Here is a 17,141-nt window from a genome sequence, read left to right on the forward strand (position 1 = left end):
AGATCCGACGATCTGGAGACCTCCCCCTCGTGGCTACCTTCCTGTACAAGCTGGGCCGACTGGCCTTCCGGCGGCGCTGGTACGTCGCCCTGATGTGGGTGGCGGTGCTCGCCGCCGTCGGTGCCGGTGCGGCCACGGCGCCCGCCGCTCCCGACGCGGACAACACGATGCCTGGGATCGAGTCCCAGAAGGCGTTCGACCTGATGGACCAGCGCTTCCCCGGCTCCAACGCACATGGCGCCAGCGCCCGGGTGGTCTTCGTGGCCCCGGGCGGCGAGAAGGTCACCGCCACCGAGAACCGGGCGGCGATCGAGAAGTTCGTGGGCGAGGTGGCCGACGGTTCGCAGGTCTCGTCCGCCGCCGATCCCTTCCAGGCCAAGGCGGTCAGCGAGGACGCCTCGACCGCGTACTCCACCGTCAGCTACAAGGCGAAGCCCGACGATCTCAGCGACGCCACCAAGAACCATCTCAAGGACGCCATCAAGGAGGCCCAGGGCTCGGGGCTGACCGTCGAGGTCGGCGGTACGGCGCTGGCGACGACGCCCGCGGCGGGCGGTACGGCCGAGGCGATCGGTATCGCCATCGCGGCCCTTGTCCTCCTCATCACCTTCGGCTCGATGGCCGCTGCCGGGCTGCCGCTGCTGACGGCGGTCATCGGGGTGGGCGTCAGCATGGCCTCCATCCTGGCGCTGAGCAGCGCCCTCGGGCTGTCCTCGACGACCGGGACGCTCGCCAGCATGCTGGGCCTGGCCTGCGGTATCGACTACGCGGTGTTCATCGTGTCCCGATACCGGGAGGAGCGCGGCAAGGGGCACAGCCCCCAGGAGGCGGCGGCGCTCGCGACCGGTACCGCCGGTTCGGCGGTCGTCTTCGCCGGTCTCACCGTCGTCATCGCGCTGGCCGGGCTCATGGTGGTCGGCGTACCGATGCTGACGAAGATGGGGCTCGCGGCGGCGGGCGCGGTCGGTGTCGGTGTGCTCGTCGCGCTGACGCTGGTCCCTGCCCTGGTCGGCTTCTGGCCGAACGCGCTCCTCTCGCGCTCCGCCCGCAAGACCGGGCAGATCAAGGCGGCGGCCGAGCAGAACGGCGGCACCCGCTGGGCCCGGTTCGTGCTGCGCCGTCCGATCCCGGTGCTGATCGCCTCGGTGGCCGGTCTCGGCGCCCTCGCGATACCGGTGATGGACCTCCAGTTGGGCACGTCCGGCGACGAGGCCAAGCCGACCTCCACCACCGAGCGCCGCGCCTACGACGACCTCGCGACGGCCTTCGGCCCCGGCTTCAACGGCCCGCTGACCATCGTCGTGGACGCCAAGGGCGCGAGCGACGCCAAGGGAGCGGTGGCGACGATCTCCGAGAAGATCGCCGCCACGAAGGGGGTCGTGTCCGTCTCCCAGGCCCGCTTCAACACGGCCGGTGACACGGCGATCTTCTCCGCGGTCCCGGCCGACGCGCCGACCAGCACGAAGACGCAGGACCTGGTGAAGAAGATCCGCTCCGAGCGGCCGGCGACGGTGGCCGGCACGGACGCGGAGTTCAGCGTCACCGGCACCACGGCGGCCAACATCGACGTGGCCCAGAAGATGCAGGACGCGCTGATCCCGTACCTGATCGTGGTCGTGGGTCTGGCCATCGTGCTGCTCCTGCTGGTCTTCCGGTCGATCCTCGTACCGATCAAGGCGGCCCTTGGCTTCCTCCTCTCCGTCCTGGCGGCGCTCGGTTCCGTGATCGCGGTGTTCCAGTGGGGCTGGGGCGCGGACCTGCTCGGCGTCGAGACCACCGGCCCGATCATGAGCATGATGCCGATCTTCCTGGTGGGCATCGTCTTCGGCCTCGCGATGGACTACGAGGTGTTCCTGGTCGCCCGGATGCGGGAGGCGTACGTCCACGGGGACGGGCCCGCGCAGGCGGTCGTCACCGGGTTCCGGTACAGCGCCCGGGTCGTCGTCGCCGCCGCGCTGATCATGATGGCCGTCTTCTCCGGGTTCATCGGCGCCGGCGAGTCCATCATCAAGATGATCGGCTTCGGCCTGGCCGTGGCCGTCCTGTTCGACGCCTTCGTCGTCCGGATGGCGCTCGTCCCCGCCGTACTGGCGCTGCTCGGCAAGGCCGCCTGGTGGATGCCGGGCTGGCTGGACAAGGTGCTGCCCCGGGTCGACGTGGAGGGCGAGGCACTCGCGCACAGGGCGGCGACACCCGAAGACGGGGCGGACGGTACGGCAGACCGGGAGGCGGTCCGGGTCTGACGAATCGGCCGTACGCCCTGGGGGTCGCCCGTGCTGGACACACGGGCGGCCCTCGCCGGACGTCTTCACGCACTGTCGTGGACCATGGGTCCACGCCCCCCTGACCGGAGAAACGATGAGCATCGATCTGGAGCGCTCCATGGCACGCCATCCCCGTGTCGTCGACACGGTGACCGTCGTGACCCTGTTCGCCCTCTTCCTGATCGGCGCCCGGGTCACCCTCCCCGGCTCCACCCCGCCGGAGGGCCTGTGGCCGGCCGTGCTCATCGCCGTCAACGCCTGCACGGGCGTGCTCCTGAGCCGCAGCCATCCCCGTACGGCCGTCATGGTGACCACGGTCTGCGCGATGACCGCGAGCGCGCTGGGCTATCTGCTCACCGTGCTGATGCTGGCGCCCGCCATGGTCGCGATCTACTGGCTGGCCATCCTCACCGACCGGCGGACGACCCGGATCTACACCATCGGCATGATCGTCCTGCTGGTGGCCACGGCCACACTCCTCGACCCGGTCGACCATCCGCTCGTCCTCAAGACGGTCGCCCCCATCGCCTATGTGCTGGTCCCGGTCGCCACCGGCAGCTCCCGGCGTATGCGCCACGCCTATCTGGAGGCCGTGCACGCCCGTGCGGAGCACGCCGAGCGGACCCGCGACGAGGAGGCCCGCCACCGGGTGACCGAGGAGCGGATGCGTATCGCGCGGGAGCTGCACGATGTCGTCGCCCACCATCTGGCCCTGGCCAACGCCCAGGCGACCACGGCCGCGCACCTCGCGCGCAGCAACCCGGAGCAGACCCGCCGGATGCTGAACGACCTCACCGGCACCACCTCGTCGGCGCTGCGCGAACTCAAGGCCACTGTCGGTCTGCTGCGCCACGCCGACGACATCGACGCCCCGCTGGAACCGGCACCCGGGCTCTCCCGGCTGCCTGAGCTGATCGACACGGTCCAGTCGGCGGGGCTCATCGTCACCCTCACCACCGTGGGCGAGGAGCGCCCGCTGTCCCCGGGGGTGGACCTGACGGCGTACCGGATCGTGCAGGAGGCGCTCACCAACATCACCAAGCACGCCGTCGGCGCGACGGCATGCGTGCGGCTCGCGTACTCGGCGGACCGGCTGACCATCACGGTCACCAACAACGCCGCCGCCGTCACGGTCCCCGCGGGTCCCGCCGCGGCCACGTCCGCGCGCGGGTTCGGTCTCATCGGGATGCGGGAGCGTGCCCAGTCCGTCGGCGGCAACCTGGAGGCAGGTCACCGCCCCGAGGGCGGTTACGAGGTCTCCACCGCGCTGCCCCTCTACCCCCGGCCCTCAGAAGAAGAAGAGCGCACCTCATGACGATTCGTGTCCTGCTCGCCGACGACCAGGCCCTGCTGCGGGCGACGTTCCGGATCCTGATCGACTCCGAGACCGACATGACGGTGGTCGGCGAGGCCACCGACGGCCGGGAGGCGGTCGAGCTGACCCGCACCCACCTCCCCGACCTGGTCCTGATGGACATCCGGATGCCCGGCACCGACGGCCTGGCCGCCACCGCCGCGATCTGCGCCGACCCGGAACTGTCCGCGACACGGGTACTGATCCTGACGACGTTCGAGACGGACGAGTACGTGGCCCAGGCGCTGCGGTCCGGCGCCAGCGGCTTCCTGGGCAAGGACGTCACCGCCGAGGCACTGCTCGCGGGCATCCGTACGGTGGCCGCAGGTGACTCCCTCCTCTCCCCCAACGCGACCCGCACCCTCATCACCCGCTTCCTCAACTCCCCCGCCCCGGGCACCCAGTTGGCGACCCCCGAGGGGCTCGCGGCGCTCACCACCCGCGAACGGGAGGTGATGTGCCTGGCGGCCGAGGGCGGCTCGAACGACGAGATCGCGGAGAAGCTGTACGTCAGCCCACTGACCGTCCGCACCCATGTCCACCGCGCGATGACGAAGCTGGGCGCCCGCGACCGGGCCCAACTGGTCGTCATCGCCTACCAGTCGGGGCTGGTGCGGGCGGTGCCGCCGCAGGAGTCCTGAGGCCTGGAGTCGTTCCGGTTCAGTCTGTTCCGGTGTGGGGGCTGAGCCCGTCGGTTCCCTTCCGCCGGCCACGGCGGTAGGCAATCACGCCGGCCGCGGTGAGCGCCGCGGCGGCCGAGGCCATCCCGATGACGCCGACGCCGGTGGAGGCGAGGCTGCCGCCGGTGCTGCCGGTGGCCGTGGTGCCGCCGGTGGTGGAGCCCGAGCCGCCGGTGGTGTCGGTGCCGCCCGTGGTGCCGCCCCCGGTCGTGCTCCCTCCGGTCGAACTCCCGCCCGTCGTACCGCCGTTGGTGCTGCCGCCGGTGGTGCCGCCGTCGGTTCCGCCGGTCGTGCCGCCGTCACCGCCCGTGTCTCCCCCGGTGTCCCCGCCCGTGTCGCCTCCGGTGGTCGACTCGGCGGTCACGGTGAGGGTGACGGGCGTGGTGCGGGTGGTGCCGGCCGTGTTGGTGAACTCGGCGCGGTAGCGGTGGCCGTCGTGGCCGGTCTCGGCGGTGAAGGCGTACGTGTTCGCCGTCGCGTCCGGCAGGTCCTGCCAGGTCTGGGCCCCGTCCGTGCTGACCTGCCAGCGCGCGGTCGGTTCGGGGGTGCCCTCCGCCTGGGCGATGAGGGTGACCGTGTCGCCGACGACGACCGTCTGGTTCGTCGGCGCCTGGACGACCTTCGGCGAGACGAACCGGTCCAGTCTGACGACCTTGCCCTCGGCAGGGCTGGTGACGTAGACCGTCCTGCCGTCGGCGGCGACGGTGATCGCGGCCGAGCCGAGCTGGGAGTGGTTGCCCGGCAGCGGCACCGCTTCCACCGCGGCCTTGTACGTCGTCGTGTCGTACACGGCGAGCGAACCGTTGTTGTCGCCGCCGCTGCCGGTGTCGCCGTTGTCCTGCCGGACGACGAAGACGCGGCCCGTCGACGGGTCGAAGGCGGCTGCGGCGGCCTCGTCGGTGCCCTCGACGGTGGCGAGGAGTTTCGCGTCCTGGTCGAAGACGAGCACCGAACTGCCCACGCCCACCCAGACGTTGCCGGTCGCGGGGTCGATCTCGACGAACCTGATGGTCTCGTCCGGGAGTTGGGCGGAGGCCGTGACGGCGAAGGTGCCGGTGTCGACGCGGCGCAGCTGTCCGGCGGAGGATCCCACGGACCAGAGGGCGGCCCGGGTGGAGTCGAGGGCGAGCCGGCGTCCGCCGTCCAGGGTGACGGTACGGCGGACGGCTCCGGTGGCCGTCTCCAGCTCGGAGAGGGTGGCGCCCTGGGCGACCAGCACGGTGTCGGCTGTGGTGCCGGGGGCGAGGTCGGTGATGGTCGCGCCCGTCAGCCAGACGCCCTTGGCGCTCGCGTCGCCGTCCTTCGCGGTGCCGATGCCGCGCAGGGGGTAGCGGTAGAGGACGCCGTCCCCGGGGAGCGCGGCGGCGATCTGGGCGGCTGCGGCGGTGCGCAGGACACCGTTGGTTCCGGGGGCCTGGCTGATGTGACTGCGGACGGTGCCGTCGGCGGGGTCGAGGACGTAGAGGCCGCGCTCGTCGACGTCGGCCGTGTCGGCGAGGTTGTCCGAACCGACGTACAGCTTCCCGGAGTCGGGGTGCAGCAGCACGTCGAGGGGTTTGCCGGTGGTGGTGAACTCGGCCGCCTGCCGGTAGCTGACGGTCCCGGCGGGTACGTCGACGCCCTCGCCGCCGCCTCCGGGCTCCTGGCCGGTGAAGGTGACGGGGACCCGTACGTCCTGGGAGCGGTCGCCGCTGCCCCGGTGGTCGACTCGGGTGACGATCGCGCAGGACACCGTGGCGCAGTCGAGGCCGTCGCCCGCGGCCTTGATGTCGAGGGTCACGTCGAAGGTGCCGCCGTCGCCGTACGCCACGGCGAGGTCGCCCTCGTAGGTGTCGCCCTCGGGGACGATCCAGCGGGAGGCCGCGCCGTCGCCGGAGGTGTCGGCGCCGCCCAGGCAGGGGCTGGGGACACGGTTGTCGCCGTTGTCCTTGCAGAGGGCGACGTAGATGCCCTTGGTCTGGTCGTATCCCGCGCCGGTGACCTGGAGGGTCTCGCCGTCGGGCGCGAGACCGGCGGAGGCGGAGACGGTGAGCCGCTGGCCCTCTTTGCCGAGGGCGGTTTTCGGCGTGTCGGCGGCCTGGGCACCGGAGCCGGCGCCGAGGGTGGCGAGCGAGAGGGCGGAGGCGGCGGAGAGCGAGGCCGCCGCCCAGAGTCTGCGGCGTGAATGAGTCATGGGGTCCTCGGGAATGGGCCAGGCGGGCGGGGCCCGGCCGGGTATCGACCGGCCGGGCCCCGTTCTGTGGCTGCGGGCCGACTACTGGAAGGTGATCGGCACGTGGACGTCGTACTTGCGGTCGTTGGTGTCGAAGTGGTCGGCGCGGGTGACGACAGCACACGTGACGTCCTCGCCGCAGACCTGGCCGTCGTCGAGGGTGGCCTTGACGTAGATCTGCACGCTGAAGGTGCCGCCGGTGCCGAACGTGGAGCTGTTGGCGAAGAGGCCGCCGAAGGTGTTGTTGATCCAGTGCGAGGCACCGGTCGAACCGCTCTCGTCCTGGCCACCGAGGCACGGCGTCGGCTTGTTGGCGCCCGCGGCGCCGTCCACCGCGCACAGGCCGACGTAGATGCCCTGGCTGGTGTTGTAGCCGCTGCCCGTGACGGTGATGACCTGACCCGTCGCGGCGGCGGTGTCGGGCGCCGTGAGCGACAGGTTGTAGGTGGTGGTGCCGTCGACGACGGTACGGGTCGAGGTCGCGGCGGACGCCGAGGTGGCGAGACCAAGGGTCAGCGCGGCGGAGGCGACGACGGCGAGACCGGCACGGGCGGCGGTACGTGCGGACAGCAGAGATCTCATGATCGGAAGGACACCCTTCTCAACTGACTGTTAGGTAAGGCATACCTAACTTGAAGCCGCGAGGAATGTCAACGGGAAGCAAAGGGAGCGTCAATCTCCCGAGGAGATAAGGCAGTTGTGGCAAACAGCGACGAAGCCGGACATGACGAAGCCACCCATCGCCGGGCTCTTTCCCGGGGTGGGTGGCTTCGTTCGGGGCTCGTCAGTCGCCGACGGTCGTGGGCTGCACCGCCTCGTCCGGCGGTGCCGTGGCCGGGGTCGTGGGACGGGCGCGCCCCGCTCGCCACGCGCCGACGCGGGCGGCCAGGGGCTCGGTCCAGCGCGCGGTGAGCGGGCCCGCGACGACCAGGATCAGGACGTACGCCGTCGCCAGTGGACCGAGGTCGGACTCGACGCCGGCGGTGACCGCGAGGCCCGCGATGACGATGGAGAACTCACCGCGGGCGACCAGCGCGCCGCCCGCGCGCCAGCGGCCCTTGACCGAGATCCCGGCGCGCCGCGCCGCCCAGTAGCCGGTGGCGATCTTCGTCAACGCCGTGACGGCGGCCAGGCCGAGGGCGGGCAGCAGGACGGGCGGAATGCTCGCCGGGTCGGTGTGCAGCCCGAAGAAGACGAAGAAGATGGCCGCGAAGAGGTCCCTGAGCGGACTGAGCAGGGTGTGCGCGCCCTCGGCGACCTCCCCCGACAGCGCGATCCCGACGAGGAACGCCCCTACGGCGGCGGAGACTTGGAGCTGCTGGGCGATGCCCGCGACCAGGATGGTCAGACCGAGGACGACCAGCAGCAGTTTCTCGGGGTCGTCGCTGGAGACGAAGCGGGAGATGACCCGGCCGAAGCGGACGGCCAGGAACAGCACCAGTCCGGCGGCCCCGAGCGCGATCGCCAGGGTGACACTGCCGGCGGCGAGCGAGACGCCGGCCACCAGCGCGGTGACGATGGGCAGATAGACCGCCATCGCCAGGTCCTCCAGGACCAGGATGCTGAGGATGACCGGGGTCTCCCGGTTGCCGACCCTTCCCAGGTCGCCCAGCACCTTCGCGATGACTCCGGAGGACGAGATCCAGGTGACCCCGGCGAGCACGACGGCGGCGACCGGGCCCCAGCCGAGCAGCAGCGCGGCGGCGGCTCCGGGCAGCGCGTTCAGGGTGAAGTCGACCAGCCCTGCCGGGTAGTGGGACTTGAGGTTGGAGACGAGATCGCTGGCCGTGTACTCGAGGCCGAGCATCAACAGCAGGAGTATGACGCCGATTTCGGCGCCGGTGGCGATGAACTCCTCGCTCGCGCCGAGCGGCAGCAGCCCGCCTTCGCCGAAGGCGAGACCGGCGAGCAGATAGAGGGGTATCGGGGAGAAGCTCAGCCGGGCGGCCATCCGGCCGAGCAGTCCGAGCGCGAGGATGATGGAGCCGAACTCGATCAGCAGGACCTGGGAGTGCATGGCGATGTCACTCCCGTCCGAGTATCGCCGCGGCCGCGTCGACGCCCTCGCGGGTGCCGATCACGATGATCACGTCCCCGCCGGCGAGCCGGAAGTCGGGGGCCGGGGAGGGGATCGCCTCGGCCCGCCGCAGTACGGCGACCACGGACGCGCCGGTCTCCGTCCGCATCCGTGTCTCCCCGAGCACCCGTCCGTTCCAGTGCGAGCCGCCGGCCACCTCGATCCGCTCCGCCACCAGTCCCAGCGCAGTGGTGGAGAGCAGACTGGGGCTGTGGTGCGAGGGACTGAGCGCGTCGATCAGCGAGGCGGCCTCGGGCGCGGTCAGCCGCAGCGACTGGGCGCACGAGTCCGGATCGTCGGCCTGGTACAGGTTCACGGTACGGCCGCCGTCGCGGTGGGCCACGACCGACAGATGCCGTTGCTCACGCGTGACCAGGTCGTACTGAACCCCGATACCCGGCAGCGGAGTCGCCCGCAGGCGTGGCGCAGACACGTTGAATCCCCTTGCTGATTGCTGGTGTTGAACTGTTGTTGAACCTCTTGTCGGGGCTCAGGCCCCCGTGACCCCGTCGACGAGTTCGCGCAGCAGGTCGGCGTGGCCGTTGTGGCGGGCGTACTCCTCGATCATGTGCACCATGATCCAGCGCAGCGAGATCCCCTGGCCACCGACGTGGGCCGCCTCCGCCTCCGAGAGCCGCCCGGACTCGTCCAACGAGGCTGCTGCGGCGACGAGTTCACGGCTCCGCGCGATCTCCGCCCGCCAGACGACGAGCGCCTCGCCGAGCCCACGCTCGGGGACGAGGGTGTACCCGTCCCCCTTGCCCTCTTCGTAGACGAGAGGCACATCCAGACCCGCGAACACCCGCTGGAACCAGTTCCGTTCGACCTCGGCCAGATGCTGGACGAGTCCGAGCAGGGTCAGCTCCGAGGGGGCCGCCGAGGCGAGGCGTAACTGCCGGTCGTCGAGGCCCTGGCACTTGAGGGCGAGAGTGGCACGGTGGAAGTCGAGCCATGCGCTCAGCATGGCGCGTTCGTCGGCGTGCGCGGGAGGTATGGGACGGCCGTCCGGTGTAGTCGACATGTACAGCACCCTTGCACAGGTGCCCGGTGACCCGCGAGGAATAGCGGCGGCCGGAAGATCGCTGACAAGGACACAGCCGAGGATGTCCGGAGCAGCCATGCCGAATCCAGCACCACGCCCCACCGCGGGGTCGATCCTGTCGGCGACCCGCTTCTCCGTGCTGGACAGGTCCCGCGCCCGGGAGGGCCACCCGGACGCCGAGGCCCTGCGCGACACGGTCGCGCTGGCCCGGGAGGCGGAGCGACTCGGCTTCCACCGCTTCTGGGTCTCGGAGCACCACGGCGTACCCGGGGTCGCCGGTTCCGCGCCGACGGTACTGGCCGCAGCCGTCGCAGCCGCGACACGCACGATCCGGGTGGGCACGGGCGGAGTGATGCTCCCGAATCACCAACCCCTGGTAGTGGCCGAGCAGTTCGGGGTCCTGGAATCCCTCTTCCCGGGCCGGATCGACATGGGCCTGGGCCGCTCGGTCGGCTTCACCGACGGCGTACGCAGGGCCTTGGGCCGCGACAAGGACATGGCCGAGGACTTCGCGGCCCAGCTCGACGAACTGCTCGGCTGGTTCGCCGGCACCTCCCCGACGGGAGTGCACGCCCGCCCCGCCGAGGGCCTCACCGTCCCGCCCTTCGTCCTCGCGATGGGCGAGGGCGCCACGATCGCCGCCCGCGCGGGCCTGCCCATGGTCATCGGCGACCTGCGCTCCCGCGACCGAATGCTCCGCGGCATCGACACCTACCGCGCCGCTTTCCGCCCGTCACCCTGGGCGAGCGAGCCGTACGTGGTCATCTCGGGAACGGTAGCGGTGGCCGCCACGGCGGAGAAGGCCCGCCGACTCCTCATCCCCGAGGCCTGGTCGATGGCGTACTCCCGCACACACGGCACGTTCCCGCCCCTGCCGCCCGCGCACGAGGCCGAGTCCCGCACGATGACGACGAAGGAGTGCGGCTTCTACGAGTCGGGGCTCGCGGGCCAACTCGCCGGAACGGCGGAAGAGGTGGCCCACGAACTGGAGACGGTACTGAAGGAAACGGCGGCCCAGGAGTTCCTGGTCACGACCAGCACGTACGACCGGGATGACTTGCTGGACTCCTACAGCAGACTGGCAGACCTGCTGCGGGCCTGAAAGAGGAGGCGGCGCAGCCGCCCTTCTTTCAGTTCAGGGGCGCGGGGAACTGCGCGACCAGCCCCCACCGGCCGTCAGCCGCCCCCTAAGGCCGATGGACCCCCACCACAGCCGGCTGCGCCGCACGCGCAAGAGCACGCCGGTCCGGGTGGCTACCCGGCGCAATCGCACCCTGCACCTCCACCTCCGCCACCAGCCCCCGAGCCGATACGACCCGCCACACCGAAGTCAACAACGAGTCCTCCCCCACGAACGCAGGCGCAGTACTCGCCGCTCCCCCGGCGAGCCGATAATGCAGATGCACCGGCTGCACAGGCACCCCCGCATCCAGGGCGGCCTGAAACACCGCCCGCCGAAAATGCCCCTGAGCCTTCCCGCACCAGGTACTGCCCTCAGGGAAGGCGACAACCGCCGTCCCCTCACGCAACGCCTCCGCGATCTTCCCGACCGTCTGCGGCAACGCCCGCAGCCGGTCCCGCTCGATGAACAGCGCCCCGCTGCTCGCGGTCAACGCGCCCGCCACCGGCCACCCCCGGATCTCGGCCTTGGCCAGCATCCTGGCGGGCCGTACGGCGGCCATCAGCGGGATGTCCAGCCACGAGATGTGGTTGGCGACCATCAGGAGGCCACCGGAGGGGGCGGTGGGGCCGGTCACCCTGAGCCGGACTCCCGCAGCCCGCACGATGACACGGACCCAGAGCCGTACCCACCCGGCAGGGATCCTCCTGCCGAGCGGACACAGCGTGATGCCGGCGAGCAGGACGACCAGGACGGTCACCAGTCGCAGGACGGCCAGGGGTGGGGCCGTCGTGGCACCCTTCGTCTCCACGCACGCTCTGGGGGTGCAGGGCGCGCTGGGCAGCCAGACGCTCATCAGGCCGGGACGAGGGAGAGGAAGTGCCGCAGATAGCGCTGGTTGATCCGGCGCATCGACAGCAGCACGTACAGGTCGGCGACCCCGAAGTCCGGGTCGTGGGCGGGCTCGCCGCAGACCCAGGCGCCGAGGCGGACGTAGCCGCGCAGCAGCGGGGGCAGTTCGGTGCGGCCGGTGGGACGGGTCACGCCCTCGGCGGACCAGGGCAGCAGCGGGCGTACCCGGAACTCCTCCGGGGCCAGGTGCCGGTCGCGGACGCGGTCCCAGGTGCCGGCGGCGAGGGTGCCGCCGTCGGAGAGCGGGATGGAGCAGCAGCCGGCCAGCCAGTCGTGGCCGCGGTCGACCATGTAGCGGGCGATCCCGGCCCAGATGAGGCCGATGACGGTGCCGTCGCGGTGGTCGGGGTGGACGCAGGAGCGGCCGACCTCGACGAGGCCGGGGCGGATCGCGTCGAGCGGGGAGATGTCGAACTCGCCCTCGGAGTACAGGCGTCCGGCGACGGCGGCCCGCTCCGGGGGCAGCAGCCGGTAGGTGCCGACGACCTGGCCGGTGACGGTGTCGCGGACCAGCAGGTGGTCGCAGTACGCGTCGAAGGGGTCGACGTCGAGGCCGGGCTGCGGGGAGGACAGCAGGGCGCCGAGTTCACCGGCGAAGACGTCGTGGCGCAGCCGCTGGGCGGCGCGTACGTCGTCCTCGTCGCGGGCGAGGGTGACGGTGTAGCGGGTGGGTGCGGCGGGGAGCGGGGGACGTTCGATGGTGGAAACGCCGGTCATGGCTCTCTCCTGGTCACGGGCCGGGGACGGCGAGGCGGCGAACTGGCCGGTCCCGTTACGTCCGGCCGCATCAGTTCTTCCGACCTCGGCTGTCCGGCGCGTGACCCTCGAAGAGAGTGCGGGTGTGAGCTTGTTGAATGCCAGGGGTGCCTGGCGGGACCGGCAATGAGCACCACTGCCGGTCCCACCCGTCCGCACCTTGTCGGCGAACGTTCCTGGTAAGGAGGCCGTCATCTCCCGGTGGGGAGGCGGTCATCTCCGGGGGCGGCGGCTACCTGCTGCCCGCCTTGCGGGTCGCCCGCAGCCACTCCTTGTTCATCCCGGTGATGGAGACGAGCGGGATGCCCTTCGGACAGGCGGTCGCGCACTCGCCGGCCAGCGTGCACCCGCCGAACCCCTCCTCGTCCATCTGCGCGACCATGTCCAGCACCCGCGTCTCCCGCTCGGGCGCGCCCTGCGGCAGCACGTTGAGATGGTTGACCTTGGCGGAGGTGAAGAGCATCGCCGCGCCGTTAGGACACGCGGCCACGCACGCCCCGCAGCCGATGCACTCGGCGTGCTCGAAGGCGAAGTCGGCGTCCGGTTTGGGTACGGGGGTGGCGTGGGCCTCGGGGGCGGCGCCGGTCGGGGCGGTGACGTAGCCGCCGGCCTGGATGATCCGGTCGAAGGCGGACCGGTCCACGACGAGATCCTTGACGACCGGGAAGGCGGCGGCGCGCCACGGCTCGACGTCGATGGTGTCGCCGTCCGCGAAGGACCGCATGTGGAGCTGGCAGGTGGTGGTGCGCTCGGGCCCGTGCGCGTCGCCGTTGATGACGAGCGAGCAGGCGCCGCAGATGCCCTCGCGGCAGTCGTGGTCGAAGGCGACGGGGTCCTCGCCCTTGAGGATGAGTTCCTCGTTGAGGGTGTCGAGCATCTCCAGGAAGGACATGTCGGCCGAGATGCCGTCCACCTCGTACGTGGACATGGCGCCGTCGGCATCGGCGTTGCGCTGCCGCCAGACGCGCAGGGTGAGCTTCATGCGTAGCTCCGCTGGGTGGGGTGGACGTACTCGAAGACGAGGTCTTCCTTGTGCAGGACGGGAGCTGTGCCCGTACCGGTGAACTCCCAGGCGGCGGCGTACGAGAACTCGTCGTCCCGGCGTTCCGCCTCGCCGTCCGGGGTCTGGGACTCCTCGCGGAAGTGGCCGCCGCAGGACTCGGCGCGGTGCAGGGCGTCGAGGCACATCAGCTCGGCCAGTTCGAGGTAGTCGACGATGCGGTTGGCCTTCTCCAGGGACTGGTTGAACTCCTCGCCGGTGCCCGGGACTTTGATCCGCCGCCAGAACTCCTCGCGGATCTGCGGAATGCGCTCCAGGGCCTTCCGCAGGCCGCTGTCGCTGCGCGCCATTCCGCAGAACTCCCACATCAGTTCGCCGAGTTCACGGTGGAAGGAGTCGGGGGTGCGGTCGCCGTCGACGGAGAGGAGGAGGTTGAGACGGTCCTCGGTCTCTGCCAACACGTCCTGTACGGCGGGGTGTTGGGCGTCGACCGGGTGCTGGCCGGGGTTGCGGGCCAGGTAGTCGTTGATGGTGGCCGGGAGGACGAAGTAGCCGTCGGCCAGGCCTTGCATCAGCGCGGACGCGCCGAGCCGGTTGGCGCCGTGGTCGGAGAAGTTGGCCTCGCCGATCGCGAACAGGCCGGGGACGGTGGTCTGGAGGTCGTAGTCGACCCAGAGGCCGCCCATCGTGTAGTGCACGGCGGGATAGATCCGCATGGGGACCGTGTACGGGTCCTCGGCGGTGATCCGCGCGTACATGTCGAAGAGGTTGCCGTACTTCTCCTCGACGGCCTTGCGTCCCATCCGCCGGACGGCGTCGGCGAAGTCGAGGTAGACGCCCTGCCCGCCGGGCCCCACTCCCCTGCCCTCGTCGCAGACGTTCTTGGCGGCGCGGGAGGCGATGTCGCGGGGCACCAGGTTGCCGAAGGACGGGTAGATGCGCTCCAGGTAGTAGTCGCGCTCATCCTCGGGGATCTCGTTCGCGGGCCGCTGGTCCCCCTTGGCCTTGGGCACCCAGATCCGGCCGTCGTTGCGCAGCGACTCGCTCATCAGGGTGAGCTTGGACTGGTGGTCGCCGGTGCGCGGGATGCAGGTCGGATGGATCTGGGTGAAGCAGGGGTTGGCGAAGTGGGCGCCACGCCGGTGCGCCCGCCAGACGGCGGTGGCGTTGGAGTTCATGGCGTTCGTCGAGAGGTAGAAGACGTTGCCGTAGCCGCCACTCGCCAGTACGACGGCGTCCGCGAAGTGGCTGGAGATCTCGCCGGTGATCAGGTCCCGGGCGACGATCCCCCGGGCCCGTCCGTCGACGACGATCAGGTCGAGCATCTCGGTACGGGCGTGCATCTCGATGTTCCCGGCGGCGATCTGCCGGCTGAGGGCCTGATAGGCGCCGAGCAGCAGCTGCTGACCTGTCTGGCCGCGGGCGTAGAAGGTCCGCGAGACCTGGACGCCGCCGAAGGAGCGGGTGTCGAGGAGTCCGCCGTACTCACGCGCGAAGGGCACCCCTTGCGCCACACACTGGTCGATGATCTCGACGGAGATCTGCGCCAGCCGGTGGACGTTGGACTCGCGGGCGCGGAAGTCGCCGCCCTTGACGGTGTCGTAGAACAGCCGGTGGACGGAGTCGCCGTCGTTGCGGTAGTTCTTCGCCGCGTTGATCCCGCCCTGCGCGGCGATCGAGTGGGCGCGGCGCGGGGAGTCCTGATAGCAGAACTGGACGACGTGGTAGCCCTGTTCGGCGAGCGTGGCCCCGGCAGAACCACCCGCCAGCCCGGTCCCGACGACGATGACGGTGTGCTTGCGCCGGTTGGCGGGGTTGACGAGCTTGGCCTCGAACCGGCGCGCGTCCCAGCGCTCGTTGACGGGTCCTGCGGGCGCCTTGTGGTCGACGAGGGGCTCGCCGGTGACGTATTCGGTGTAGGTCATTTCAGCTCACCACTCCGGTCATGACGCCCACGGGTACGGCGAGGAAACCGGCCGTGAGCAGCAGCGCGAGGACGTCGGCGACGGTCTTGAGGGCGCGGTCGCGGGTGCGGCTGCCGACGCCGAGGGTCTGGGCGGCGCTCCAGAAGCCGTGCCGGATGTGCAGGCCGAGGGCGAGCATCGCGACGATGTAGATGACGTTGCCGTACCAGGTGGAGAAGGTGTCGACGACGTTCTGGTAGGGGTGCCCCTCCTGGAAACCGCCGGAGTGCACGGTGCCGGTGGTCAGGTCGAGGATGTGCCAGACGATGAAGAGGCCGAGGATGATCCCGCCCCAGCGCATGGTGCGCGTCGCGTAGCTGGCCCGCGCCTTCTTGTGCACGTACTTGCTCGGCCGGGCCCGGATGTCGCGGCGGCTGAGCTGGTAGGCGGAGGTGGCGTGGGCGACGACGGCGACCACGAGGACGATCCGGATGAGCCAGAGCGTCCACTCGTAGTGCATGAAGGGCTCGCCGACCGTGCGCAGCCAGTGGGCGTAGTGGTTGAACTCGCCGGGCCCGAAGAAGATCTTCAGGTTTCCGATCATGTGGACGACGAGATACAGCAGCATGATCAGGCCGCTCACGGCCATCACGGTCTTCTTGCCGACGGACGAGTCCCACACGGTACGCGCCATCGACGGCCGTCGGTCCGTCCGCGTTGCCAGAGCCATGGGTCAGACGCTAGGCGGCGGAACCCTGATCGGTCCAAGACATGGTCCGGCTCGTTTCGATAGCCAGTTCCTATGCAAGCAGTACGCTGGCCGCATGCAGTTCCAGCAGCTCCAGTACTTCGTGGCGGTCGCCGAGACCCGGCACTTCACCCGCGCCGCGGATCTCGTCCATGTCGCGCAGCCGTCGCTGTCCCAGCAGATCAAGGCGCTGGAGCGGGAGTTGGGGGCCGAACTGTTCCTGCGGGCGCGCGGCAACATCACGCTCACGGACGCCGGCGAGGCGCTCCTGCCGCTGGCCCGGCGCATCCTGGCCGACGCGGACACGGCCCGGCACGAGGTGCAGGAACTGGTCCAGCTCCGGGCGGGCCGGATCCGGCTCGGCGCGACCCCGAGCCTGTGCACGGGGCTGTTGCCGGAGGTGCTGCGCGCGTTCCACGACCGCTATCCCGGCATCCGGCTGCTGATCGAGGAGGGCGGCTCGCACGACCTGGTACGGCAGCTGGCGCGCGGGGCCCTGGACCTGGCGCTGGTCGTCCTGCCGCTGCCGACCCCGTCCCCTGCGCTGACGACACTGGAGGTGCTGCGTGAGGATCTGGTGGTGGTGTCCTCCCCGGAGGCGCCCGCACCCGGGCGGGGCCGGCGGACCGTCAGCATCGCCGACCTGGAGGGCGAGCGCCTGGTGATGTTCCGGCACGGCTACGACCTGCGGGAGCTGACCGTGGCCGCATGTCGCTCCGCCGGGTTCGAGCCGGAGTTCGCGGTGGAGGGCGGGGAGATGGACGCGGTCCTGGGGTTTGTGCGCGCGGGGCTGGGCGTGGCCGTCGTACCGCGCATGGTGGCCAGCCGGTCGGGGCGTGGGCTACGGGTGACTCCGCTGGCTCGGCCGGGGTTGTTCAGGGCGATCGCCCTGGCCCACCGAAGCGATGTGGCTCCGCCTCGGGCGGCTCGGGAGTTGCAGCGGATGTTGTTCGAGCGGTGACGCTGCGCTCGTCAGGGGGCGCGGAGGTCGTGGACACAGTTCACGTCGTACGTGGCTGGTCGCGCCCCGCGGCGGAGCCGCATATGGGCACAGTCCCGCGCCCCTCTAGGG

The 17,141-nt window shown here is 71.0% G+C and carries 15 protein-coding genes; 5 read left to right on the forward strand and 10 right to left on the reverse strand.

The annotated features are described in order from the left end of the window. Window positions 1-29: 29 nt before the first annotated feature. The 3 genes from ACWCRB_RS00270 (at window position 30) to ACWCRB_RS00280 (ending at window position 4,259) form a co-directional block, all read left to right on the forward strand. Window positions 30-2,243 carry an MMPL family transporter gene (locus ACWCRB_RS00270; protein ID WP_450993839.1) on the forward strand — a complete coding sequence of 738 codons (2,214 nt, stop codon included), beginning with the start codon at window positions 30-32 and terminating at the stop codon, window positions 2,241-2,243. 115 nt (window positions 2,244-2,358) lie between these two features. Further along, complete coding sequence (locus ACWCRB_RS00275) at window positions 2,359-3,579, forward strand: sensor histidine kinase (RefSeq protein WP_450993840.1); 1,221 nt, start codon at window positions 2,359-2,361, stop codon at window positions 3,577-3,579. Continuing rightward, on the forward strand, window positions 3,576-4,259 hold the full coding sequence (locus tag ACWCRB_RS00280) for a response regulator transcription factor (RefSeq protein ID WP_389350507.1): 684 nt from the start codon (window positions 3,576-3,578) through the stop codon (window positions 4,257-4,259). The genes ACWCRB_RS00275 and ACWCRB_RS00280 overlap by 4 nt, the downstream gene beginning before the upstream one ends. Before the next feature lie 19 nt (window positions 4,260-4,278). On the opposite strand, the gene ACWCRB_RS00285 is transcribed toward ACWCRB_RS00280, so the two are convergent. The 5 genes from ACWCRB_RS00285 to ACWCRB_RS00305 form a co-directional block, all read right to left on the reverse strand. Continuing rightward, window positions 4,279-6,471, reverse strand: a complete 2,193-nt coding sequence (locus tag ACWCRB_RS00285) for a hypothetical protein (protein ID WP_450993841.1) — start codon at window positions 6,469-6,471, stop codon at window positions 4,279-4,281. A gap of 81 nt (window positions 6,472-6,552) precedes the next feature. After that, a complete protein-coding gene (locus tag ACWCRB_RS00290) occupies window positions 6,553-7,092 on the reverse strand; it encodes a hypothetical protein (RefSeq protein ID WP_450993842.1) in 540 nt (179 codons plus the stop codon). 202 nt (window positions 7,093-7,294) lie between these two features. Then, window positions 7,295-8,527: a cation:proton antiporter gene (locus ACWCRB_RS00295; RefSeq protein WP_450993843.1), complete on the reverse strand. Its 1,233-nt coding sequence runs from the start codon at window positions 8,525-8,527 to the stop codon at window positions 7,295-7,297. 7 nt (window positions 8,528-8,534) lie between these two features. Next, complete coding sequence (locus ACWCRB_RS00300) at window positions 8,535-9,020, reverse strand: cation:proton antiporter regulatory subunit (protein WP_450993844.1); 486 nt, start codon at window positions 9,018-9,020, stop codon at window positions 8,535-8,537. A 57-nt stretch (window positions 9,021-9,077) separates the two neighbouring features. Beyond that, complete coding sequence (locus ACWCRB_RS00305) at window positions 9,078-9,608, reverse strand: DinB family protein (protein WP_450993845.1); 531 nt, start codon at window positions 9,606-9,608, stop codon at window positions 9,078-9,080. 97 nt (window positions 9,609-9,705) lie between these two features. Between ACWCRB_RS00305 and ACWCRB_RS00310 the strand changes: the two genes are divergently transcribed. After that, complete coding sequence (locus tag ACWCRB_RS00310) at window positions 9,706-10,731, forward strand: LLM class flavin-dependent oxidoreductase (RefSeq protein ID WP_450993846.1); 1,026 nt, start codon at window positions 9,706-9,708, stop codon at window positions 10,729-10,731. An 85-nt stretch (window positions 10,732-10,816) separates the two neighbouring features. On the opposite strand, the gene ACWCRB_RS00315 is transcribed toward ACWCRB_RS00310, so the two are convergent. From ACWCRB_RS00315 to ACWCRB_RS00335, 5 genes are all read right to left on the reverse strand, one after another. Then, window positions 10,817-11,605, reverse strand: coding sequence for a lysophospholipid acyltransferase family protein (locus tag ACWCRB_RS00315; protein ID WP_450993847.1), 789 nt, complete (start codon window positions 11,603-11,605; stop codon window positions 10,817-10,819). Continuing rightward, entirely contained in the window at window positions 11,605-12,378 is a 774-nt protein-coding gene (locus tag ACWCRB_RS00320; protein ID WP_389350516.1) for a GNAT family N-acetyltransferase, read from the reverse strand. The genes ACWCRB_RS00315 and ACWCRB_RS00320 overlap by 1 nt, the downstream gene beginning before the upstream one ends. Window positions 12,379-12,649: 271 nt before the next feature. Then, window positions 12,650-13,399 carry a succinate dehydrogenase/fumarate reductase iron-sulfur subunit gene (locus ACWCRB_RS00325; protein ID WP_450993848.1) on the reverse strand — a complete coding sequence of 250 codons (750 nt, stop codon included), beginning with the start codon at window positions 13,397-13,399 and terminating at the stop codon, window positions 12,650-12,652. Beyond that, entirely contained in the window at window positions 13,396-15,342 is a 1,947-nt protein-coding gene (locus tag ACWCRB_RS00330; RefSeq protein ID WP_450993849.1) for a fumarate reductase/succinate dehydrogenase flavoprotein subunit, read from the reverse strand. The genes ACWCRB_RS00325 and ACWCRB_RS00330 overlap by 4 nt, the downstream gene beginning before the upstream one ends. Before the next feature lies 1 nt (window position 15,343). Beyond that, complete coding sequence (locus ACWCRB_RS00335) at window positions 15,344-16,015, reverse strand: succinate dehydrogenase (protein WP_369032263.1); 672 nt, start codon at window positions 16,013-16,015, stop codon at window positions 15,344-15,346. Window positions 16,016-16,145: 130 nt separating this feature from the next. On the opposite strand from ACWCRB_RS00335, the gene ACWCRB_RS00340 reads away from it, so the two are divergent. Next, window positions 16,146-17,030 carry a LysR family transcriptional regulator gene (locus ACWCRB_RS00340; protein WP_235472902.1) on the forward strand — a complete coding sequence of 295 codons (885 nt, stop codon included), beginning with the start codon at window positions 16,146-16,148 and terminating at the stop codon, window positions 17,028-17,030. The last annotated feature ends 111 nt before the right edge of the window (window positions 17,031-17,141 follow it).

This window comes from Streptomyces sp. NPDC002156, assembly GCF_053593675.1.